The organism is Aeromonas sp. 55A (assembly GCF_051919665.1).
Lineage (GTDB): Bacteria > Pseudomonadota > Gammaproteobacteria > Enterobacterales > Aeromonadaceae > Aeromonas > Aeromonas veronii.
In genome coordinates this window covers 1,283,549-1,300,469 of the sequence record NZ_JBQBEH010000008.1, presented here as the reverse complement: position 1 = coordinate 1,300,469, position 16,921 = coordinate 1,283,549, and the positions used below count along the sequence as shown (strand labels likewise).

Annotated in this window: 12 protein-coding genes; 8 read left to right on the top strand and 4 right to left on the bottom strand. The window is 61.1% G+C overall.

From position 1 onward, the window contains the following. Together ACTG2G_RS10060 and ACTG2G_RS10055 are read right to left on the bottom strand one after the other, a co-directional pair. The gene (locus ACTG2G_RS10060) at positions 1-900 is read right to left on the bottom strand and encodes an acyltransferase (RefSeq protein ID WP_139742472.1); all 900 of its coding nucleotides are present in this window, start codon (positions 898-900) and stop codon (positions 1-3) included. Between the two features lie 126 nt (positions 901-1,026). Beyond that, positions 1,027-2,541, bottom strand: coding sequence for a YifB family Mg chelatase-like AAA ATPase (locus ACTG2G_RS10055; RefSeq protein WP_439985395.1), 1,515 nt, complete (start codon positions 2,539-2,541; stop codon positions 1,027-1,029). A 384-nt stretch (positions 2,542-2,925) separates the two neighbouring features. On the opposite strand from ACTG2G_RS10055, the gene ilvG reads away from it, so the two are divergent. From ilvG to ilvA, 5 genes are all read left to right on the top strand, one after another. Continuing rightward, positions 2,926-4,572: an acetolactate synthase 2 catalytic subunit gene (gene ilvG, locus ACTG2G_RS10050; RefSeq protein WP_421386775.1), complete on the top strand. Its 1,647-nt coding sequence runs from the start codon at positions 2,926-2,928 to the stop codon at positions 4,570-4,572. Continuing rightward, the gene (gene ilvM / locus ACTG2G_RS10045; protein WP_005342011.1) at positions 4,569-4,847 is read left to right on the top strand and encodes an acetolactate synthase 2 small subunit; all 279 of its coding nucleotides are present in this window, start codon (positions 4,569-4,571) and stop codon (positions 4,845-4,847) included. The genes ilvG and ilvM overlap by 4 nt, the downstream gene beginning before the upstream one ends. A gap of 12 nt (positions 4,848-4,859) precedes the next feature. Then, a complete protein-coding gene (locus ACTG2G_RS10040; protein WP_088870379.1) occupies positions 4,860-5,804 on the top strand; it encodes a branched-chain amino acid transaminase in 945 nt (314 codons plus the stop codon). Between the two features lie 145 nt (positions 5,805-5,949). Then, a complete protein-coding gene (ilvD, locus tag ACTG2G_RS10035; protein ID WP_113994435.1) occupies positions 5,950-7,791 on the top strand; it encodes a dihydroxy-acid dehydratase in 1,842 nt (613 codons plus the stop codon). 3 nt (positions 7,792-7,794) lie between these two features. Continuing rightward, positions 7,795-9,315, top strand: coding sequence for a threonine ammonia-lyase, biosynthetic (gene ilvA, locus ACTG2G_RS10030; RefSeq protein WP_439985394.1), 1,521 nt, complete (start codon positions 7,795-7,797; stop codon positions 9,313-9,315). Between the two features lie 49 nt (positions 9,316-9,364). On the opposite strand, the gene ACTG2G_RS10025 is transcribed toward ilvA, so the two are convergent. Beyond that, complete coding sequence (locus tag ACTG2G_RS10025; protein WP_227342965.1) at positions 9,365-9,817, bottom strand: HPP family protein; 453 nt, start codon at positions 9,815-9,817, stop codon at positions 9,365-9,367. A gap of 76 nt (positions 9,818-9,893) precedes the next feature. Between ACTG2G_RS10025 and ACTG2G_RS10020 the strand changes: the two genes are divergently transcribed. From ACTG2G_RS10020 to mgtA, 3 genes are all read left to right on the top strand, one after another. After that, entirely contained in the window at positions 9,894-10,460 is a 567-nt protein-coding gene (locus ACTG2G_RS10020; protein WP_182963048.1) for a TetR/AcrR family transcriptional regulator, read from the top strand. A gap of 126 nt (positions 10,461-10,586) precedes the next feature. Continuing rightward, positions 10,587-11,681: a porin OmpA gene (gene ompA / locus ACTG2G_RS10015; protein WP_421231123.1), complete on the top strand. Its 1,095-nt coding sequence runs from the start codon at positions 10,587-10,589 to the stop codon at positions 11,679-11,681. 1,221 nt (positions 11,682-12,902) lie between these two features. Further along, the gene (gene mgtA / locus ACTG2G_RS10010; RefSeq protein ID WP_439985393.1) at positions 12,903-15,665 is read left to right on the top strand and encodes a magnesium-translocating P-type ATPase; all 2,763 of its coding nucleotides are present in this window, start codon (positions 12,903-12,905) and stop codon (positions 15,663-15,665) included. A 129-nt stretch (positions 15,666-15,794) separates the two neighbouring features. Here the strand turns inward: mgtA and ACTG2G_RS10005 are convergent, their stop codons facing one another. After that, positions 15,795-16,904 (bottom strand): YeeE/YedE thiosulfate transporter family protein, encoded by a 1,110-nt coding sequence (locus tag ACTG2G_RS10005; protein ID WP_421386779.1) that lies wholly within the window; start codon positions 16,902-16,904, stop codon positions 15,795-15,797. Positions 16,905-16,921 lie beyond the last annotated feature (17 nt).

The following is a 16,921-nucleotide window of genomic DNA, read 5'->3' as shown; positions in this document are numbered from 1 at the left end:
TTACTGCGCCTTGGTTGCCAGCAGTTGGCTCAGGGTCTGGTCCTTTTCGTGCCAGATCCCGTTCAACCACTGTTGAAACTCTTGTTGGAACTCGGGGTCATTGAAGTAATCCCCCACCAGCTTGCGGTCGATCGGCAAATAGCGGACCTGAACCTTGATTTGCCCGACCCGGCCGCACATGAAATCCCAGTAGCTGGGAATGCCGTCCGGATAGGCGATGGTGACATCCACCAGTTGATGCAACTGATCACCCATGGCGGCCAGAGTAAAGGCGATGCCCCCCGCTTTCGGGAGCAGCAGATGACGATAGGGCGAGCCCTGCTTCTGATGCTTGCTGCCGGTGAAGCGGGTGCCTTCGACGAAGTTCATCACACTCACCGGAATGTGGCGGAACCTGGCGCAGGCCTTACGGGTCGTTTCAATGTCTTTTCCCTTCAGATGGGGATGTTTTTCCAGAAATTTCCTGGAATATCGCCGCATGAAGGGGAAGTCGAGCGCCCACCATGCCAGACCGAGAAAAGGTACCCAAATCAGCTCTTTCTTGAGGAAAAACTTCAGGAAGGGGATTTTCTGGTTAAAAACCCGCTGCAGTACCAGTATGTCGACCCAGGATTGATGGTTGGCAATCACCATATACCACTCATTCCGGTGCCCTTTGTCCACTCCGACCACCTCGAAAGGGGTTTTGATGATGGTTTTCTGGATCAGATTGTTGAAACCGATCCAGCAGCTGGCACAGCCATCGAGCAGCCAGTTGCAGAGGGTGCGCCACCCCTTGAGGGGGAGCAGGAGCTTGAGCAGACCCAGCGAGAAGATGGGGACAAACCAGAAGAGGGTGTTGAAAAAATAGAGCAGGGTGGAGAGGCTGCCGCGCAGTCGCTCTGTCAGCTTGTTGGGCATGAGTCGGGTCCGTCTTGCTGTCGATAAAGGGCCATCAAGTGGTCAGATCTGTGGCCATAATATCAGCCGATTGCCTGCGAGACCATTCAGAGCCGTTACGGGGTTGGACTCACCCTTTCCCTTCTGTCAGCTGCTGCGCAGTCGCGACAGCAGCCTGTCCATGGCGCGATAACCGAGTGCCTCGATAAGATGCTCCTTGCCGATGGCGGGTTGCCCGGCCAGATCGGCGATGGTGCGTGACACCCGCAGGATGCGATGCCAGGCCCGGATGCTGAGCCCCAGCTTCTGGATGGCATTCTCCAAAAATTCGGCATCTTGCGCCGATAAGCGGCAAATATCCTCTATCTCGCGGCTATCAAGCAGGTTGTTGAGCTTGCCGTTACGGCTCAGCATGCGCTCTCGCGCCGCCAGTACCCGATCGCGGATCTGCTGACTAGACTCCCCCCGCTCCGCCTTGCCGGTCAGGCTCCCCTTGGGTAGCAGTGGCACTTCCACAGTCAGATCGAAGCGGTCGAGAAAGGGGCCGGAGAGCTTGCCGAGGTAGCGCAAGATCTGATCCGGGCTGGAGCGGGTCTGGCCGTCACCATAGTGGCCGCAGGGGCTGGGGTTCATGGCGCCGACCAGCTGAAAGCGGGCGGGAAAATCCACCTGACGGGCGGCCCGGCTGATGGTGATGTGGCCCGTCTCCAGCGGCTCGCGCAGGGAGTCGAGCACCTTGCGCTCGAATTCGGGCAATTCATCCAAAAACAGCACCCCGTTGTGGGCCAACGAAATTTCGCCGGGGCGCGGGTGGCTGCCACCGCCCACCAGCGCCACGGCGGAGGCGCTGTGGTGGGGCGTGCGATAGGGTCTGTGGTGCCAGTGACCGGCGCGCGGAGTGAGGCCGCCGATGGAGTGGATGGCGGCGGTCTGCTGCGCCTCCTGCTCGTTCAGCGGCGGCAGAATGCCGGGCAATCGGCTGGCCAACATGCTCTTGCCGGTGCCGGGCGGGCCGATGAACAGCAGGTTGTGGCTGCCAGCGGCGGCAATCTCCAGTGCACGCTTGGCCTGGGACTGGCCGATCACATCCTGCAGGTCCGGCACATCTGGCAGGCTCTCCGCGCTTTGGGGATCCGGCAGCGGCAGTTCGTACTGGCCTGCCAGCCAGGCGGTGACGGCCAGCAACTGGTGGGCGGTGCGCACCTCGGCATCCTGAATGAGGGAGGCTTCCGGGCCGTTCTCTCGCGGTACCAGCAGGGTGCGTCCCGCATCCCGGCAGGCGAGTACGGCAGGCAGTACCCCGAGTACGGGACGAATTTCGCCTGTCAGGGCCAACTCCCCTAAAAATTCGTGATCGAGCAGATATTTTGCCGGTATCTGCTTGGAAGCGGCGAGAATGCCGATAGCGATAGCCAGATCGAAGCGGCCTCCCTCCTTGGGCAGATCGGCGGGGGCCAGATTGACCGTGATGTGTTTGCTCGGGAACTCGAAATTGCCGTTGAGCAGGGCGCTGCGCACCCGATCCCGCGACTCCTTCACCGAGGTTTCCGGCAGGCCGACCATGTTGAAGGCGGGCAGGCCGTTGGAGAGGTGAACTTCCACTGTAACTTGCGGGGCCGCGATCCCGAGGCTGGCACGGCTATAAACCACAGCTAATGACATAAATCCCGTCCTTGAGTTGATATATGTTCTGACTAACTGCTTTTTGTTGGTTTTTTATTCCAGAGTTCTGGCTGGGGAATAGCCAAAATCAGTGGGTTGTCATAGAAAAAAGTCTTGCCCAATAAAAAACACCGTGCTAGTTCTAATAGCCATTCGCGGTAAAAACCGCCCCAATTTCACAGGATTTCCGGTTGTAACTATGAACATGGCCTCCCGTTTCGTCAGCATTATTGTGGTCCTAGTGGTGATTATTATCTCACCGCTCGGGGCTCGTTTAGCTGCACGGAACAAGGGATAGACCCACCACCGGACAGAACGAAACAAGCGACCCCCGAGCCTCACAGCTCGGGGGTTTTTTTTCGACCAAAGGACAGGATTTTCCACATGAACGGCGCGCAGTTTTTGGTACAGGCTCTCAAGAAACAGGGTGTGACCCAGGTGTTTGGTTACCCGGGCGGGGCCATCATGCCGGTCTACGATGCCCTGTATGACGGTGGTCTGGCCCATCAGCTCTGTCGCCACGAGCAGGGCGCCGCCATGGCGGCGGTGGGTTATGCCCGCGCCTCCGGTCAGGTGGGAGTCTGCATCGCCACCTCCGGCCCCGGCGCCACCAATCTGGTAACCGGTCTGGCGGAGGCGCTGCTCGATTCGGTGCCGTTGGTGGCCATCAGCGGTCAGGTGCCTTGTTCCGCAATCGGCACCGATGCGTTTCAGGAGGTCGACGTGCTCGGCATGTCCCTCTCCTGCACCAAGCACTCCTTCATGGTGACCGATGCCGCCGATCTGGGGCGCGTGCTGGCAGAAGCTTTCGCCATCGCCACCGAAGGTCGCCCCGGCCCTGTGCTGATCGATCTCCCCAAGGATGTGCAACTGGCCGCGGTGCCTGCCCAGAGCCCGCTGTTTGCAGTGGAAGAGCCGGAGGTGCTCAACCCCTCGGATCTGGCCGCGGCCCGCACCCTGCTGGCTGCCGCCGAGCGTCCAGTGCTTTACGTCGGTGGCGGAGTGGGCATGGCCAATGCCGAGCAGCAGTTGCGTGACTTTGCCGCCGCCACCGGCATGCCAGCGGTCACCACTCTCAAGGGGATCGGCGCGCTCGACCCCGACAGTACCGTTTATCTGGGCATGCTCGGCATGCACGGCACCAAGGCGGCCAACTATGCGGTGCAGCAGTGCGATCTGCTGCTGGTGGTGGGCGCCCGTTTCGATGATCGGGTGACCGGCAAGCTGGAGGAGTTTGCTCCCGAGGCCAAGGTGATCCATCTCGATGTGGATGCCGCCGAGTTTGGCAAGCGCCGCGCCGCCGAGGTGGGTATCACCACGGATCTCAAGCTGGTGTTGCCACGCCTCGCCATGACTCTCGACATCGTCCCCTGGCGTGGACACTGCGCCGCCATGGCCCGCGAATATGCCTTTCGCTACGACCATCCTGGTCATGCCATCTATGCCCCGGCGCTGCTCAAGCAGCTCTCCGCCAGGTTGCCGGAGAGCAGCGTGGTCGCCTGCGACGTGGGTCAGCACCAGATGTGGGTCGCCCAGCACATGCGCTTCACTAGTCCGCGCAACCACCTCTCCAGCGCCGGTCTCGGCACCATGGGCTTCGGTCTGCCGGCCGCCATCGGGGCCAAGATGTCGCGCCCGGAGGATGAAGTGGTGCTGGTGAGCGGTGATGGTTCTTTCATGATGAACGTGCAGGAGCTCGGCACCATCCGCCGCGCCCAGCTCAAGGTGAAGATGGTGCTGCTGGATAACCAGCGCCTCGGCATGGTACGCCAGTGGCAGGAGCTGTTTTTCGATGGCCGCTACAGCGAGACCATCCTCTCCGATAACCCCGATTTCGTCGCCCTGGCTGCCGCTTTCGGCATTCCGGGTGAGACTATCACATGCAAGGAGGAGGTCGCGCCTGCGCTTGACCGCCTGCTGGCGCACGACGGCGCCTATCTGCTGCATGTGGCCATTTCAGAGGAAGAAAACGTCTGGCCCCTGGTTCCGCCGGGAGTCGCCAACCACCAGATGATGGAGCAACGCCCATGAACCCGCACACCCTTGCCCAGCCAGCATTTGCACAGCACACCCTGCATATCCATGCCCAGCCCAGACCCGAAGTGATGGAGCGGGTGCTGCGGGTGGTGCGCCACCGCGGCTTCAATCTCTGCGCTCTGAACATGGAGCAGGATTGCCAACAGCTGCGGATCACGGTTACTGTCGAGTCGGTGCGTCCCATCCAGCAGTTGTGGAGCCAGCTGGTGAAGCTGGTGGACGTTTCCCGGGTCGATGCACTGGAACAGCAACCCCGGATCAGAGCTTAAGGAGCCAAGCCAATGTCACAGCCTTCCCAATCCGCCACTCACCCCCAATACATCTGGTTCAACGGCAAACTGGTGCCCTGGCAGGATGCCCAGGTGCACGTGATGAGCCACGCCCTGCACTACGGCTCCTCGGTGTTCGAGGGGGTACGCGCCTACGATACCCCCAAAGGCACCTGCATCTTCCGTCTGCAGGAGCACACCCGCCGTCTGTTCGACTCCGCCAAGATCTACTGGATGGACGTCCCCTACAGCGAGTCCGACGTGAATGAAGCCTGCCGCACCGTGGTGCGCGAGAACGGCCTGAAGAGCGGCTACCTGCGCCCGCTGGCCTTTGTCGGCAACGTGGGGCTGGGGCTGCACCCGCCGCTGGATGCCAAGGCCGACCTGATGGTGGCTGCCCTGCCGTGGGGCGCCTATCTGGGGGAGGAAGGGCTGAAAAACGGGGTGGATGTGTGTGTCACCTCCTGGAACCGGCTCGCTCCCAACACCATTCCCACCGGCGCCAAGGCCGGCGGCAACTATCTCTCCTCCCAGCTGATCAGTCGCGAAGCCAAGCGCAACGGCTTTGCCGAGGGGTTGGCGCTGGACGTGAACGGCTACCTGAGCGAAGGGGCGGGGGAGAACCTGTTCCTGGTGAAGAACGGTGTGCTGTTTACCCCGCCCGCTACCGCCGCCATCCTGCCCGGCATCACCCGTGACACCATCATGACGCTGGCCCGTGACCTGGGTTACGAGGTGCGCGAGCAGGCGCTGCCCCGAGAGGCGCTCTATGTGGCAGACGAAATCTTCATGACCGGCACGGCGGCCGAGGTGACCCCGGTGCGCTCCGTCGATCGGATGAAGGTGGGTGCTGGCAGCCGTGGCCCGGTGACCGAGCAGCTGCAAAACGCCTTCTTCGGCCTGTTCAACGGCCAGACCGAAGACAAGTGGGGCTGGCTGACACCCGTCAACGACTGATGAGAGAGGGGAGGCGTCATGCCTCCCCGAGTCGCTTCCGGTCAGGGCACTGCGCTGTGTCCTCACCAGGATCGATTCCCGATCCGAGAGTCACTTTTTCATTTCCAAAGATAATGAGCCCGCTGGGCATTCAGGGAGTAGAGACATGCCGAAGTTGAGATCCGCCACCACCACCCACGGACGTAACATGGCCGGGGCCCGCGCCCTGTGGCGCGCCACCGGAATGACCGATCAGGATTTCGGCAAGCCCATCATCGCCGTGGTCAACTCCTTCACCCAGTTCGTGCCGGGTCACGTCCACCTCAAGGATCTGGGCCAGCTGGTGGCGCGAGAAATTGAAGCCGCTGGCGGCGTCGCCAAGGAGTTCAACACCATCGCCGTGGATGACGGCATCGCCATGGGCCACGGCGGCATGCTCTACTCCCTGCCATCGCGCGAGCTTATCGCCGACTCGGTGGAGTACATGGTCAACGCCCACTGCGCCGACGCCATGGTCTGTATCTCCAACTGCGACAAGATCACTCCGGGGATGCTGATGGCTGCCCTGCGCATCAACATCCCGGTGATCTTCGTCTCCGGCGGCCCAATGGAAGCGGGCAAGACCAAGCTCTCCGACCAGATCATCAAGCTGGACCTGGTGGACGCCATGATCCAGGGTGCCGACCCCAAGGTCTCCGACGCCCAGAGCGAACAGGTGGAGCGCAGTGCCTGCCCTACCTGCGGCTCCTGCTCCGGCATGTTCACCGCTAACTCCATGAACTGTCTGACCGAGGCGCTCGGTCTCTCCCAGCCGGGCAACGGTTCGCTGCTGGCGACCCACAGCGACCGCGAGCAGCTGTTCAAGCTGGCGGGCCAGCGCATCGTGACCTTGGCCAAACGTTGGTATGAGCAGGACGATGCCTCGGCGCTGCCGCGCAACATCGCCACCAAGGCGGCGTTCGAGAATGCCATGGCGCTCGACATCGCCATGGGCGGCTCCACCAATACCGTGCTGCACCTGCTGGCGGCGGCCCAGGAGGCGGGCGTCGACTTCACCATGGCCGACATCGACCGCATGTCCCGCAAGGTGCCGCAGCTCTGCAAGGTGGCGCCCTCCACCCAGAAGTACCACATGGAAGACGTGCACCGCGCCGGCGGCGTGGTCGCCATCCTGGGTCAGCTGGAAAAAGCGGGCCTGGTACACGGCGATACCCGCAACGTGCTGGGCACCTCGCTGCTGGAGCTGCTGGCCGAATACGACGTCAGCCGCCAGCCCAGCCAGGAGGTGGTGGACTTCTACCGCGCCGGCCCGGCCGGCATTCGCACCACCAAGGCGTTCAGCCAGGATTGCCGCTGGCCCGAGCTGGATCTGGACCGCGCCGAAGGCTGCATCCGCTCGCTGGACAACGCCTACAGCCTGGAAGGGGGCCTGGCCGTGCTCGCCGGCAACCTGGCGCTGAACGGTGCCATCGTCAAGACCGCCGGGGTGGATGAGGAGAACCTCACCTTCCGTGGCCCGGCCCGGGTATTCGAGAGCCAGGATACGGCGGTTGCCGGCATTCTGGACGGCACCGTCAAGGCCGGTGAAGTGGTGGTGATCCGCTACGAAGGCCCGAAAGGGGGCCCCGGCATGCAGGAGATGCTCTACCCCACCACCTATCTGAAGTCCATGGGGCTCGGCAAGGCGTGTGCGCTGATCACCGACGGTCGCTTCTCCGGCGGCACCTCGGGCCTCTCCATCGGCCACGTCTCGCCGGAGGCGGCCTCTGGCGGCACTATCGGTCTGGTGGAGGATGGCGACATCATCAATATCGATATCCCGGCCCGCAGCATGGTGCTGGAGGTGGCCGACAGCGTGCTGGCTGCCCGCCGCGTCGCCGTCGAAGCCCGTGGCTGGAAGCCGCTCGATCGCCAGCGTCAGGTCTCCTTTGCCCTGCGCGCCTACGCCATGTTCGCCACCAGCGCCGATAAAGGTGCGGTGCGCGATCGTTCGATGCTGGGGGAATAAACCATGGTCTCTGCGGCGGATTATCTACGCAAGGTGCTGCTCTCCCCCGTCTATGAGGCGGCGCGAGTCACCCCCCTGCAAACCCTGAAGAAACTTTCCGAGCGGCTCGGCAATCACGTCAGCCTGAAGCGGGAGGACCTGCAACCGGTCCACTCCTTCAAGCTGCGCGGCGCCTACCACAAGATCGCCACCCTGACCGAGGAGCAGAAGGCGCGCGGCGTCATCGCCGCCTCCGCCGGCAACCACGCCCAGGGGGTCGCCCTGTCTGCCGCCAAGCTCGGCATCAAGGCGATCATCGTGATGCCCAAGACCACGCCGGACATCAAGATCGACGCGGTGCGCCGGCAGGGCGGCAACGTCATGCTGTTTGGCAACAGTTTCGATGAGGCCTACGGCGAGAGCCGCCGCCTCTCCGAGCTGGAGGGTTACACCCTGATCCCGCCGTTTGACGACGTCGAGGTGATCGCCGGGCAGGGCACCATCGGCAAGGAGTTGCTGGAGCAGGATACCCACCTCACTCACGTCTTTGTGCCGGTGGGCGGCGGTGGGTTGGCCGCCGGGGTGGCGGTCTATATCAAGCAGCTGCTGCCGGATGTGAGGGTGATCGGGGTGGAGGCGGAGGGTTCTGCCTGCCTCAAGGCCGCGCTGGCAGCGGGCGAGCCGGTCAATCTGGAGCGGGTCTCGCTGTTTGCGGACGGGGTGGCGGTCAAGCGTATCGGCGAAGAGACCTTCCGCCTGTGCAACCAGTATCTGGACGAGGTGGTGACCGTCTCCAACGACCAGATCTGCGCCGCGCTCAAAGACATCTTCGACGACTGCCGCGCCATTGCCGAGCCGTCGGGCGCCCTGTCGCTGGCCGGCCTCAAGGCCTACAGCGATCGGGAGCAGGTCAAAGGGGGGCGGATGGCGGCCATTCTCTCCGGCGCCAACGTCAACTTCCACAGCCTGCGCTACGTGTCGGAGCGCTGCGAGATCGGCGAGAAGCGCGAGGGCATGCTGGCGGTGACCATCCCCGAGCGCAAGGGGGCCTTCCTCGACTTCTGCCGTCAGCTCGGGCCGCGCATGGTGACCGAGTTCAACTATCGCTACGCCGATGCCGAACAGGCGTCGCTGTTCGTTTCGGTGCGCCTCACCGGCGGTGACGAAGAGCTCGGCCAGATCATCGATCAGCTCGGTGGCAACGGCTATCCAGTGGTCAACATGACCGAGAGCGAGCTGGCCAAGAATCATGTGCGCTACATGATTGGCGGCCGCCCGGCCCGGCCCCTTGGTGAGCGTCTCTACAGCTTCAAGTTTCCGGAGCAGCCTGGCGCCCTGATGCGCTTCCTCGAGACACTGGGTTGTCGCTGGAACATCAGCCTGTTCCACTACCGTAACCACGGTGCCGACTATGGCCGCGTGCTCTGCGCCTTCGAGCTGCCGGATGAAGACGTGGCAGCCTTCCACGACTACCTGCGCGAGATTGGCTACGGCTGGAAAGAGGTGAGCGACGACCCCGCCTACCGGCTATTCCTGGCTAGTTGATGGCGGGATCGCGATGAAGCAGGAGGGAGGCGTTGTCCTCCCTCTGTTTTTAGGCTGCAATTGGGAACTTCTGTCTGAGCCATTGAAATCCATGGGCCAGTGCCATCAGCAGCAGGGTGCCGGGCAGCACCGTTTGCCACAGGAAGGCTGGCTCTTGTCCTGTCATCAGGATCAGCAAGGGATTGGCGCCCGCCGGAGGGTGAAGAATATTCAGTCCCTGCATCAGGGCGATGGCCAGCCCGGTTGCCAGAGCCATCTGCATTTCAGCAGGGAGGGGAAGCAGGCCGATGACCAGTCCGACGCAGGCCGTCAGCAGGTGTCCACCCAGCACGTTTTTGGGGCGCGCCAGCGGACTATCTGGCAGGGAAAACAACAACACACAGCTGGCCCCGAAAGGTGCCATGACTAGCGCGACATGCCAGCTCAGATTGAGCCATCCCAATATGCCGATGGTGAGTGCGGCGCCCACACCTGCCCATAACGGGCCATACCATTTTGTCATCATGCTTTCCTCTTGGTTTGCCAGAACTGATTAGGCACATTAGGTAGACAGATCGGTGTACTTCAAGAGGCAAATCATGAGTGAGAAGCGTCAACAACTGGTGGCGACGGCCTACCGTCTGTTCAACCGTCATGGCTTTCATGCCACCGGCATAGATCGCATCTGGGCCGAGGCGGGGAGTACCAAGCGCACCCTCTATCGCCACTTCCCGACCAAGGATGCCTTGATTGAGGAGGTGCTGCTCGCTCGTGACCGGGAGTTCTTCGCCTTGCTTGACCAGCGGCTGGCCGGTGTGAGCGGACGTGAAGCTCGCCTCCAGGCGCTGTTCGATGGTTTCGCGGCGTGGTTTGGCCGCTCTGATTTCTATGGCTGCAACTTTATCAACGCCAGCGCCGAGTTTGCCGACCCACGCCATCCGGTGCGCAAGCTGGTGATGGCCCACAAGCAGGCGTTATTGGGCTGGGTGATAAACCAGCTCAACTGTTCTCTGGCACAGGCCACCGAGCTTTGCCTGTTGCTGGAGGGGGCGATCGTGATGGCTCACAGCTATCAGCAGCCACTGGCGTTGGAGCAGGCCAGAATGCTGGCAAAGACCATTTTGGCCGACGATGGCGCGATAATGCAGGCCGCTTCACACTCCTGAGATGCTGGTCATTTGAGGCTGCGTTCGGATGGGATACCCTGAATAGCGGAGAGGCCGCCTGACGGCTTCACACAGGGAAGAGTGCGCACTCAGGCGCCCATAACGACTTATTGCAGAGGCGAAAATATGAATAAATCCATGCTTGCCGTATTGGTCAGTGGTTTGCTGGCGGCCGGAGCCGTGCAGGCCGCTGCTCAGGACAATACCTGGTATGTCGGTGGCAAGGCCGGTTGGTCCAATTACTATGGCGTTGACCACAACCAGTATGCCGAGTCGATTGCCCAGACGTTGGGTAATACCAGCGAGAACACGGATGATCTGGGTCTGGGTCTGTTCGCCGGTTACCAGCTCAACCCCAACCTGGGGTTCGAGCTGGGTTATGACTGGCTTGGCAAATACGACACCACCTCGGGCACCGGCGCCAATACCCTCAATACCGAAGCCAAGAGCCAGATGATTCAGGCCACCATGAAGATCAGCTTCCCGGCAACGAATGTGCTCGATCTTTATGGCCGGCTCGGCGGTGCCTATGCCTGGACGGATAGCGAGATCAGCTTCGCCAATAGCAGCGAGACCGGTAAAAAGCATGGCGCCGCATTTGTCGGGGCGCTGGGTGCCGAGTACGCCATCGATCGTGACTGGGCCGCCCGTCTGGAGTACCAGTACACTACGCCGCTGGGAGATGCCTCTCTCGATCGCTCAGGCATCGAGCTGGATAACGGCCTGATCTCGTTCGGCATGCTCTATCGTTTCGGTCAGCAAGGTGGTGAGGTTGCTGTGCCGGCGCCAGCTCCGGCAGCCGAGCCTGCCCCGGCTGTGGTGGTGGAGCCCAAGACCTTCAGCCTTAGTTCCGATGTGCTGTTCGAGTTCAACAAGGCGACCCTGAAACCGGCTGCCAATCAGGCGCTCGATGCCCTGTTCAGCCAGATTGTGGCGGCCAATCCGAAGGATGGCGTCGCGACCGTGGTCGGTTATACCGACCGCATCGGCTCCGACAACTACAACCTGGCCCTCTCCGAGAAGCGGGCCCAGAGCGTGGCCAGCTATCTGGTAGCCAAAGGCTTGTATGCTGACAAGGTGCGGGTCGAAGGGCGTGGCAAGGCCAATCCGGTTACTGGCAACAACTGCGCCAGCCGTTCCAAACAGGAGCTGATTGCCTGTCTGGCACCGGATCGTCGGGTTGAAATCCATCTGGAAGGGGTTTCCCAGCCGGCGCAGTGATGCTGCGGCTAGAGATGGGATTCGAGAAGAACGGGAGGCCAGGCCTCCCGTTTTCTATGGTCAGCGTGATCGGATGGTGGTGCAGACCTGATTTGCCAACATCATGAGTTATCGAATCTTTTCCTAATAGGAATAGTTATTATATTTCCAGGAAATTACAGGATAAAAAAATAGAATTAAACTTTGCGCCAGAAGATCCTTTTGGTTAGAATCTCTGCGTGTTATCAATAGACAGGTAAATATTATGGACTGCGACAGTTGTAGCCGATTGCAAATCGCGATGCGGGTTTACCAGAGCTGAGGCCGAATATTTTATCTTCTCTCTCACTCTGATTGCTCGAATCACAAGCATAGAGTGCAGCATCTATATGAGTCAGCATCGACTCTCACAACCTCTTTATCCCGCCTTCATCAGGGATTACGGTTGTAAATCTGGATCGTTCCGCTCATCTGCGAGCCATGCGCGCCTCGCGACCCCTGCAATTGAACGCTTCATCATGCATCCCGGTACTGCCCGTCAGGGCCGTCACAGCGTCGGAACCATGCATCCGTGCCGTGGTCGGGAAGGGATCAAGCGTAAAATAACAAGATGGATAATCTCATATTGAAAACTATTTGGTTTTCGATATGGCAGGTTGCACATTAAAATAAATGATGTGATTGATTAATATATTTCGGCGGTGGCAAGGGTCGCGCTGTAATATTTCTATAGGCGTGGTTTTCTCCGATGTTCTTACCCGCCAGATATCACTGATACTATTTCCTGCCCGCATCCAGTTATTTCAAACTGTCGTAATCCTGATTTTCTTTATGGGTGATGCCGCTCTAGTTGCGGGATCACCGGATTGGTCCGCTGATAATGCAGACTCGCGGCCATGCCTGCCAACGACAGTGTGTATCGCTGTCCATGGTTCGTCCGGCCCTCTCTCCACCCCACTCGGAGGATATCGTATGACCGAAGAGCCCAAACCTCGACCCTCGGGGTTCACGTCTCCCCACTCCTGATCCCCCCTGCGGGGACGGGATGCGGTGTTCTGACCCCTGATCTGACCCAACCATGCAGGTTAGCTCGACGGCAGACATTTGTCTGACGAGCCGCCCCGTGCGCGCCAGTTGAGCGTGCCGGCAACGAGTCGGGTTCACAGCTTTCGATATCAGTACTGACGCCTGGCCTGGCCCGCGACAGGGCCCTTCTGCAAGCGAAAATCAGGATTTAAAGTTATGAAGCAACAACATACTGCCAGCCGGCACAAGCAACAGGGGTTCGTCGCCCCGGGCCGTGCCAATGAGAAGCTCTCCTCCCGGGTGCTCGACGAGGCCGACAAGTGCCTCGAATACACCCTCACTGCCGTGCGCGGCAATATCGACGGCCTGACCGCGACCGAGGCGGCCAACCGTCTGGTCCAGTTTGGCCCCAACGAGGTGACCCACGACAAGCCGCCCCATCCATTGATCCAGCTGCTGCAGGCGTTCAAAAACCCGTTTGTGATGGTCTTGATGGTGCTTGGGCTGGTCAGTTACGTGATGGACGTGCTGATGGCCGAGCCGGGTGATGAGGACTGGGTCAAGGTGATCATCCTCGGTGTCATGGTGGGCCTGAGCGGTCTGCTGCGCTTCTGGCAGGAGTACCGTTCCGCCAAGGCGGCCGAGGCGCTCAAGTCACTGGTGCGCAACACTGCCACTGTACAGCGTCGTCCCTCGCCGGGCGCTACCCCCCAGCGCAAGGAGGTGGCAATGACCGAGCTGGTGGCCGGAGACATAGTGCACTTGCAGGCGGGAGACATGATCCCCGCCGACATCAAGCTGATTGAATCCCGCGATCTCTTCATCAGCCAGGCGGTGCTGACCGGTGAAGCACTGCCGGTAGAGAAGTATGACACTCTGGGAGCTGTGGCCGAGAAGTCGGCAGACGGCAACAGCACAGGGGACGTGGGGTTGCTCGATCAGCCCAACATCTGCTTCATGGGCACCAACGTGGTGAGCGGTACAGCCAAGGCTGTGGTGGTGGCCACCGGCAGCGACACCTACTTCGGTTCGCTGGCCCGCAACGTGGTGAGCCACAAGCGCATCGAGACCAGTTTCGATCGCGGCGTCAACAGCGTCACCAGGCTGCTGATCCGCTTCATGCTGGTGATGGTGCCCATCGTCTTCATGCTCAGTGGTATCAGCAGTGGTGACTGGATGTCGGCGCTCACCTTCGCGCTGGCGGTGGCGGTAGGGCTCACCCCCGAGATGCTGCCGATGATCGTCTCCGCCAACCTGGCGCGAGGGGCGGTGGCCATGGCCAAGCGCAAGGTGGTGGTCAAACGGCTCAACTCGGTGCAGAACTTCGGTGCCATGGACGTGCTCTGCACCGACAAGACAGGTACCCTGACCCAGGACAAGATCATCCTCGAGCACCACTACGACGTGCGTGGCAACCGGGACGACCGGATCCTGCAGCTGGCCTGGCTCAACAGTTATCATCAGAGCGGCATGAAGAACCTGATGGACATCGCGGTGATCGAGCATGCCGATGTGCTGGGAGCTGGCTGCAAGCCGGCTGGTTACAGCAAGGTGGATGAGTTGCCATTCGACTTCGTGCGCCGCCGTCTGTCGGTGATCGTACAGGATGAGCGTGGCCAGCAGCTGATGGTCTCCAAGGGGGCGGTGGAAGAGATGCTGGCCGTCTCCAGCCAGATCGCCGATGGCCAGGAGGTGCGGGATCTGACCGACGCCGATCGCCTTGCCCTGCTGCGCCAGAGCGAGGAGTTCAATGCCGAGGGCTATCGGGTATTGATCGTGGCGACCCGCGAGATCTCGGCAGGCGAGTGCAAGCAGAGCTATCGTACCAGTGATGAGGTCAATCTGGTGGTGCGCGGCTTCCTCACCTTCTTCGATCCGCCCAAGGATTCGGCCGCACCGGCCATCCGTGCGCTGAACGACTATGGTGTGGCGGTCAAGGTGCTGACCGGTGACAATCCCATCATCACCAGCAAGGTGTGTCGTGACGTAGGGCTGGAGCCCGGCTTACCGCTGCTCGGCAAGGATATCGAAGGAATGGATGACGTGGCGTTGTGCGAGGTAGTCAAGCAGACCACCATCTTCGCCAAGCTCACCCCGCTGCAGAAGTCGCGGGTGGTTAAGGCGCTGCAGGCCAACGGCAACACCGTCGGTTTCCTCGGTGACGGCATCAACGATGCGCCGGCGCTGCGGGATGCGGACGTAGGGATCTCGGTGGACAGCGGTGCCGACATCGCCAAGGAGACCGCCGACATCATCCTGCTGGAGAAGAGTCTGATGGTGCTGGAGGAGGGGGTGATCAAGGGGCGCGAGACCTTTGGCAACATCCTCAAGTACCTCAACATGACCGCCAGTTCCAACTTCGGCAACGTCTTCTCGGTGCTGGTGGCTTCCGCCTGGCTGCCATGGGCACCCATGCTGGCGATGCAGATGCTGATCCAGAATCTGGTGTATGACGTCTCCCAGATGCTGCTGCCGTGGGACAAGATGGATCCCGAGTTCCTCAAGCGACCGCGCAAGTGGGAGGCGAGCAACATCAAGCGCTTCATGCTCTGGCTTGGCCCGACCTCGTCGGTGTTCGATATCAGTACCTATTGCCTGATGTGGTTCGTGTTCGGTGCTGGCGCCCTCTATGCCACCGCCAACGGCAGTATGGATCCGCTGGTCAACGGTCAGGCCATCATGAACTCCGGCTGGTTCATCGAGGGGTTGGTGTCGCAAACGCTGGTGGTACATATGCTGCGTACCCGCAAGATCCCGTTCCTGCAGAGTACCGCTACCCTGCCGGTGCTGCTCTCCACCTCGATCGCCATTGCCATCGGCTGCTACCTGCCCTTCTCGCCTGTGGCTGAGCACTTCGGTTTCATCAATCTGGATGGGCCCAAGTACTTCATGTGGTTGGTGATTACCATGCTGGCCTACATGGGGCTGACCCAGACCGTCAAGACCATCTACATCAAGCGCCACGGCCAGTGGTTCTGATGAAGAGTTAGCAAAAAGGCCGGGGTGATCCCGGCGCGACAGAAAAAAGAGAGCCAGCCCGCGCAAGCGGACTGGCTCTCTTTATTTGGTGTGACCCGACTCCCTTGTTGGCGAGTACCGGCCTGTGGCTTAGATCTTGAACAGCGGGCGCAAGCGAATACCAATCAGGCTGCCGGCGAGGGCCATCAGCATCCAGACCCAGCCGTGCAGGCTGCCGGAGGCGGTACCGTCGAAGAAGCCGCCGAGGTTGCAGGCGCTGTACATGGCGCCCATCCCCATCAGCAGGCCGCCGAGGATGGAGGCCAGGCTGTTGCCGAGCCGCATCGGGGCGAAGGTGCCGCCACCGCTGATGCAGCGCGCCAGCATGGCCCCCAGAATGCCGAGCCAGAACATGCCGACCATGGGGTTGATGAACAGCGGCTGGGCCAGCTTGGGGTTGCCCTCGAACAGACCGAACAGGGAGGCTCCGCGCAGCGCCATGTCATAGACGGCGCCGGTGATGGTCCAGGCCGAGCCGTGCAGGGCGACGACAGTGGAGTTGAGCAGAGCTATGATGATGCCGCCTGTCAGCACGGTGAAGCGGCCGTCGCGCCAGAACAGGTTGCCGCCGCTGAAGAGGGGCTTGAGCTCGCCGGTACGTTTTAGCTCGCTCTTGCGAAACAGCAAGAACAGCGCGGCGACCAGTGCCAGGTTGAGCAGCATGCCGCTCCAGATATTGCCGGTCAGGTCTTTTGCCAGCACCACTTGGCTGGAGAAGGTGGCCTCCAGTTCGGGGCGGAACTGGTTGCTGATCAGGGTGCCGATGCCGTAGCAGAGCAGCACCAGCCAGAAGCGGGGTTGTCCCTCGCCGCAGCAGTAAAGAGTGCCGGTGGCACAGACGCCTGCCAGCTGCATGCCGATGCCGAACAGGAAGGCACCGACGATGAAGGGAATGCCGATAGCCATCACGTTGCCCACCATGGCATCGCCAAACAGGGCGTGACTAAAGGAGAGGAAGGTGGTGAACAGCAGAATTTCGATGGCGATGGTGAGCAGGTGAACCCGCACATAGTAACTGTTGCGCTTGGTCAGCATTTCGCGCCAACCGAACACGATGCCGAAGCGGCTGAAGGAGAGGGTGAAGCCAAAGCCGAATCCGATCAGGGCCATCAGGGCCCATTTCATACCAAAGGTGTTGCCAAGCCAGAGTAACGCTCCCCCCGCGATTGCCACGATGGGGAGCGACCATTTTCGAGTCATAGCTGTAATTCCTTATA

Bases quoted from the DNA above. Each gene is read 5' to 3' on its own strand.
- ACTG2G_RS10025 (WP_227342965.1), bottom strand. From the start codon at position 9,817: ATGACAAAATGGTATGGCCCGTTATGGGCAGGTGTGGGCGCCGCACTC.
- ACTG2G_RS10055 (WP_439985395.1), bottom strand. From the start codon at position 2,541: ATGTCATTAGCTGTGGTTTATAGCCGTGCCAGCCTCGGGATCGCGGCC.
- ACTG2G_RS10020 (WP_182963048.1), top strand. From the start codon at position 9,894: ATGAGTGAGAAGCGTCAACAACTGGTGGCGACGGCCTACCGTCTGTTC.
- ilvA (WP_439985394.1), top strand. From the start codon at position 7,795: ATGGTCTCTGCGGCGGATTATCTACGCAAGGTGCTGCTCTCCCCCGTC.
- ilvM (WP_005342011.1), top strand. From the start codon at position 4,569: ATGAACCCGCACACCCTTGCCCAGCCAGCATTTGCACAGCACACCCTG.
- mgtA (WP_439985393.1), top strand. From the start codon at position 12,903: ATGAAGCAACAACATACTGCCAGCCGGCACAAGCAACAGGGGTTCGTC.
- ompA (WP_421231123.1), top strand. From the start codon at position 10,587: ATGAATAAATCCATGCTTGCCGTATTGGTCAGTGGTTTGCTGGCGGCC.
- ilvG (WP_421386775.1), top strand. From the start codon at position 2,926: ATGAACGGCGCGCAGTTTTTGGTACAGGCTCTCAAGAAACAGGGTGTG.
- ACTG2G_RS10060 (WP_139742472.1), bottom strand. From the start codon at position 900: ATGCCCAACAAGCTGACAGAGCGACTGCGCGGCAGCCTCTCCACCCTG.
- ACTG2G_RS10040 (WP_088870379.1), top strand. From the start codon at position 4,860: ATGTCACAGCCTTCCCAATCCGCCACTCACCCCCAATACATCTGGTTC.
- ACTG2G_RS10005 (WP_421386779.1), bottom strand. From the start codon at position 16,904: ATGACTCGAAAATGGTCGCTCCCCATCGTGGCAATCGCGGGGGGAGCG.
- ilvD (WP_113994435.1), top strand. From the start codon at position 5,950: ATGCCGAAGTTGAGATCCGCCACCACCACCCACGGACGTAACATGGCC.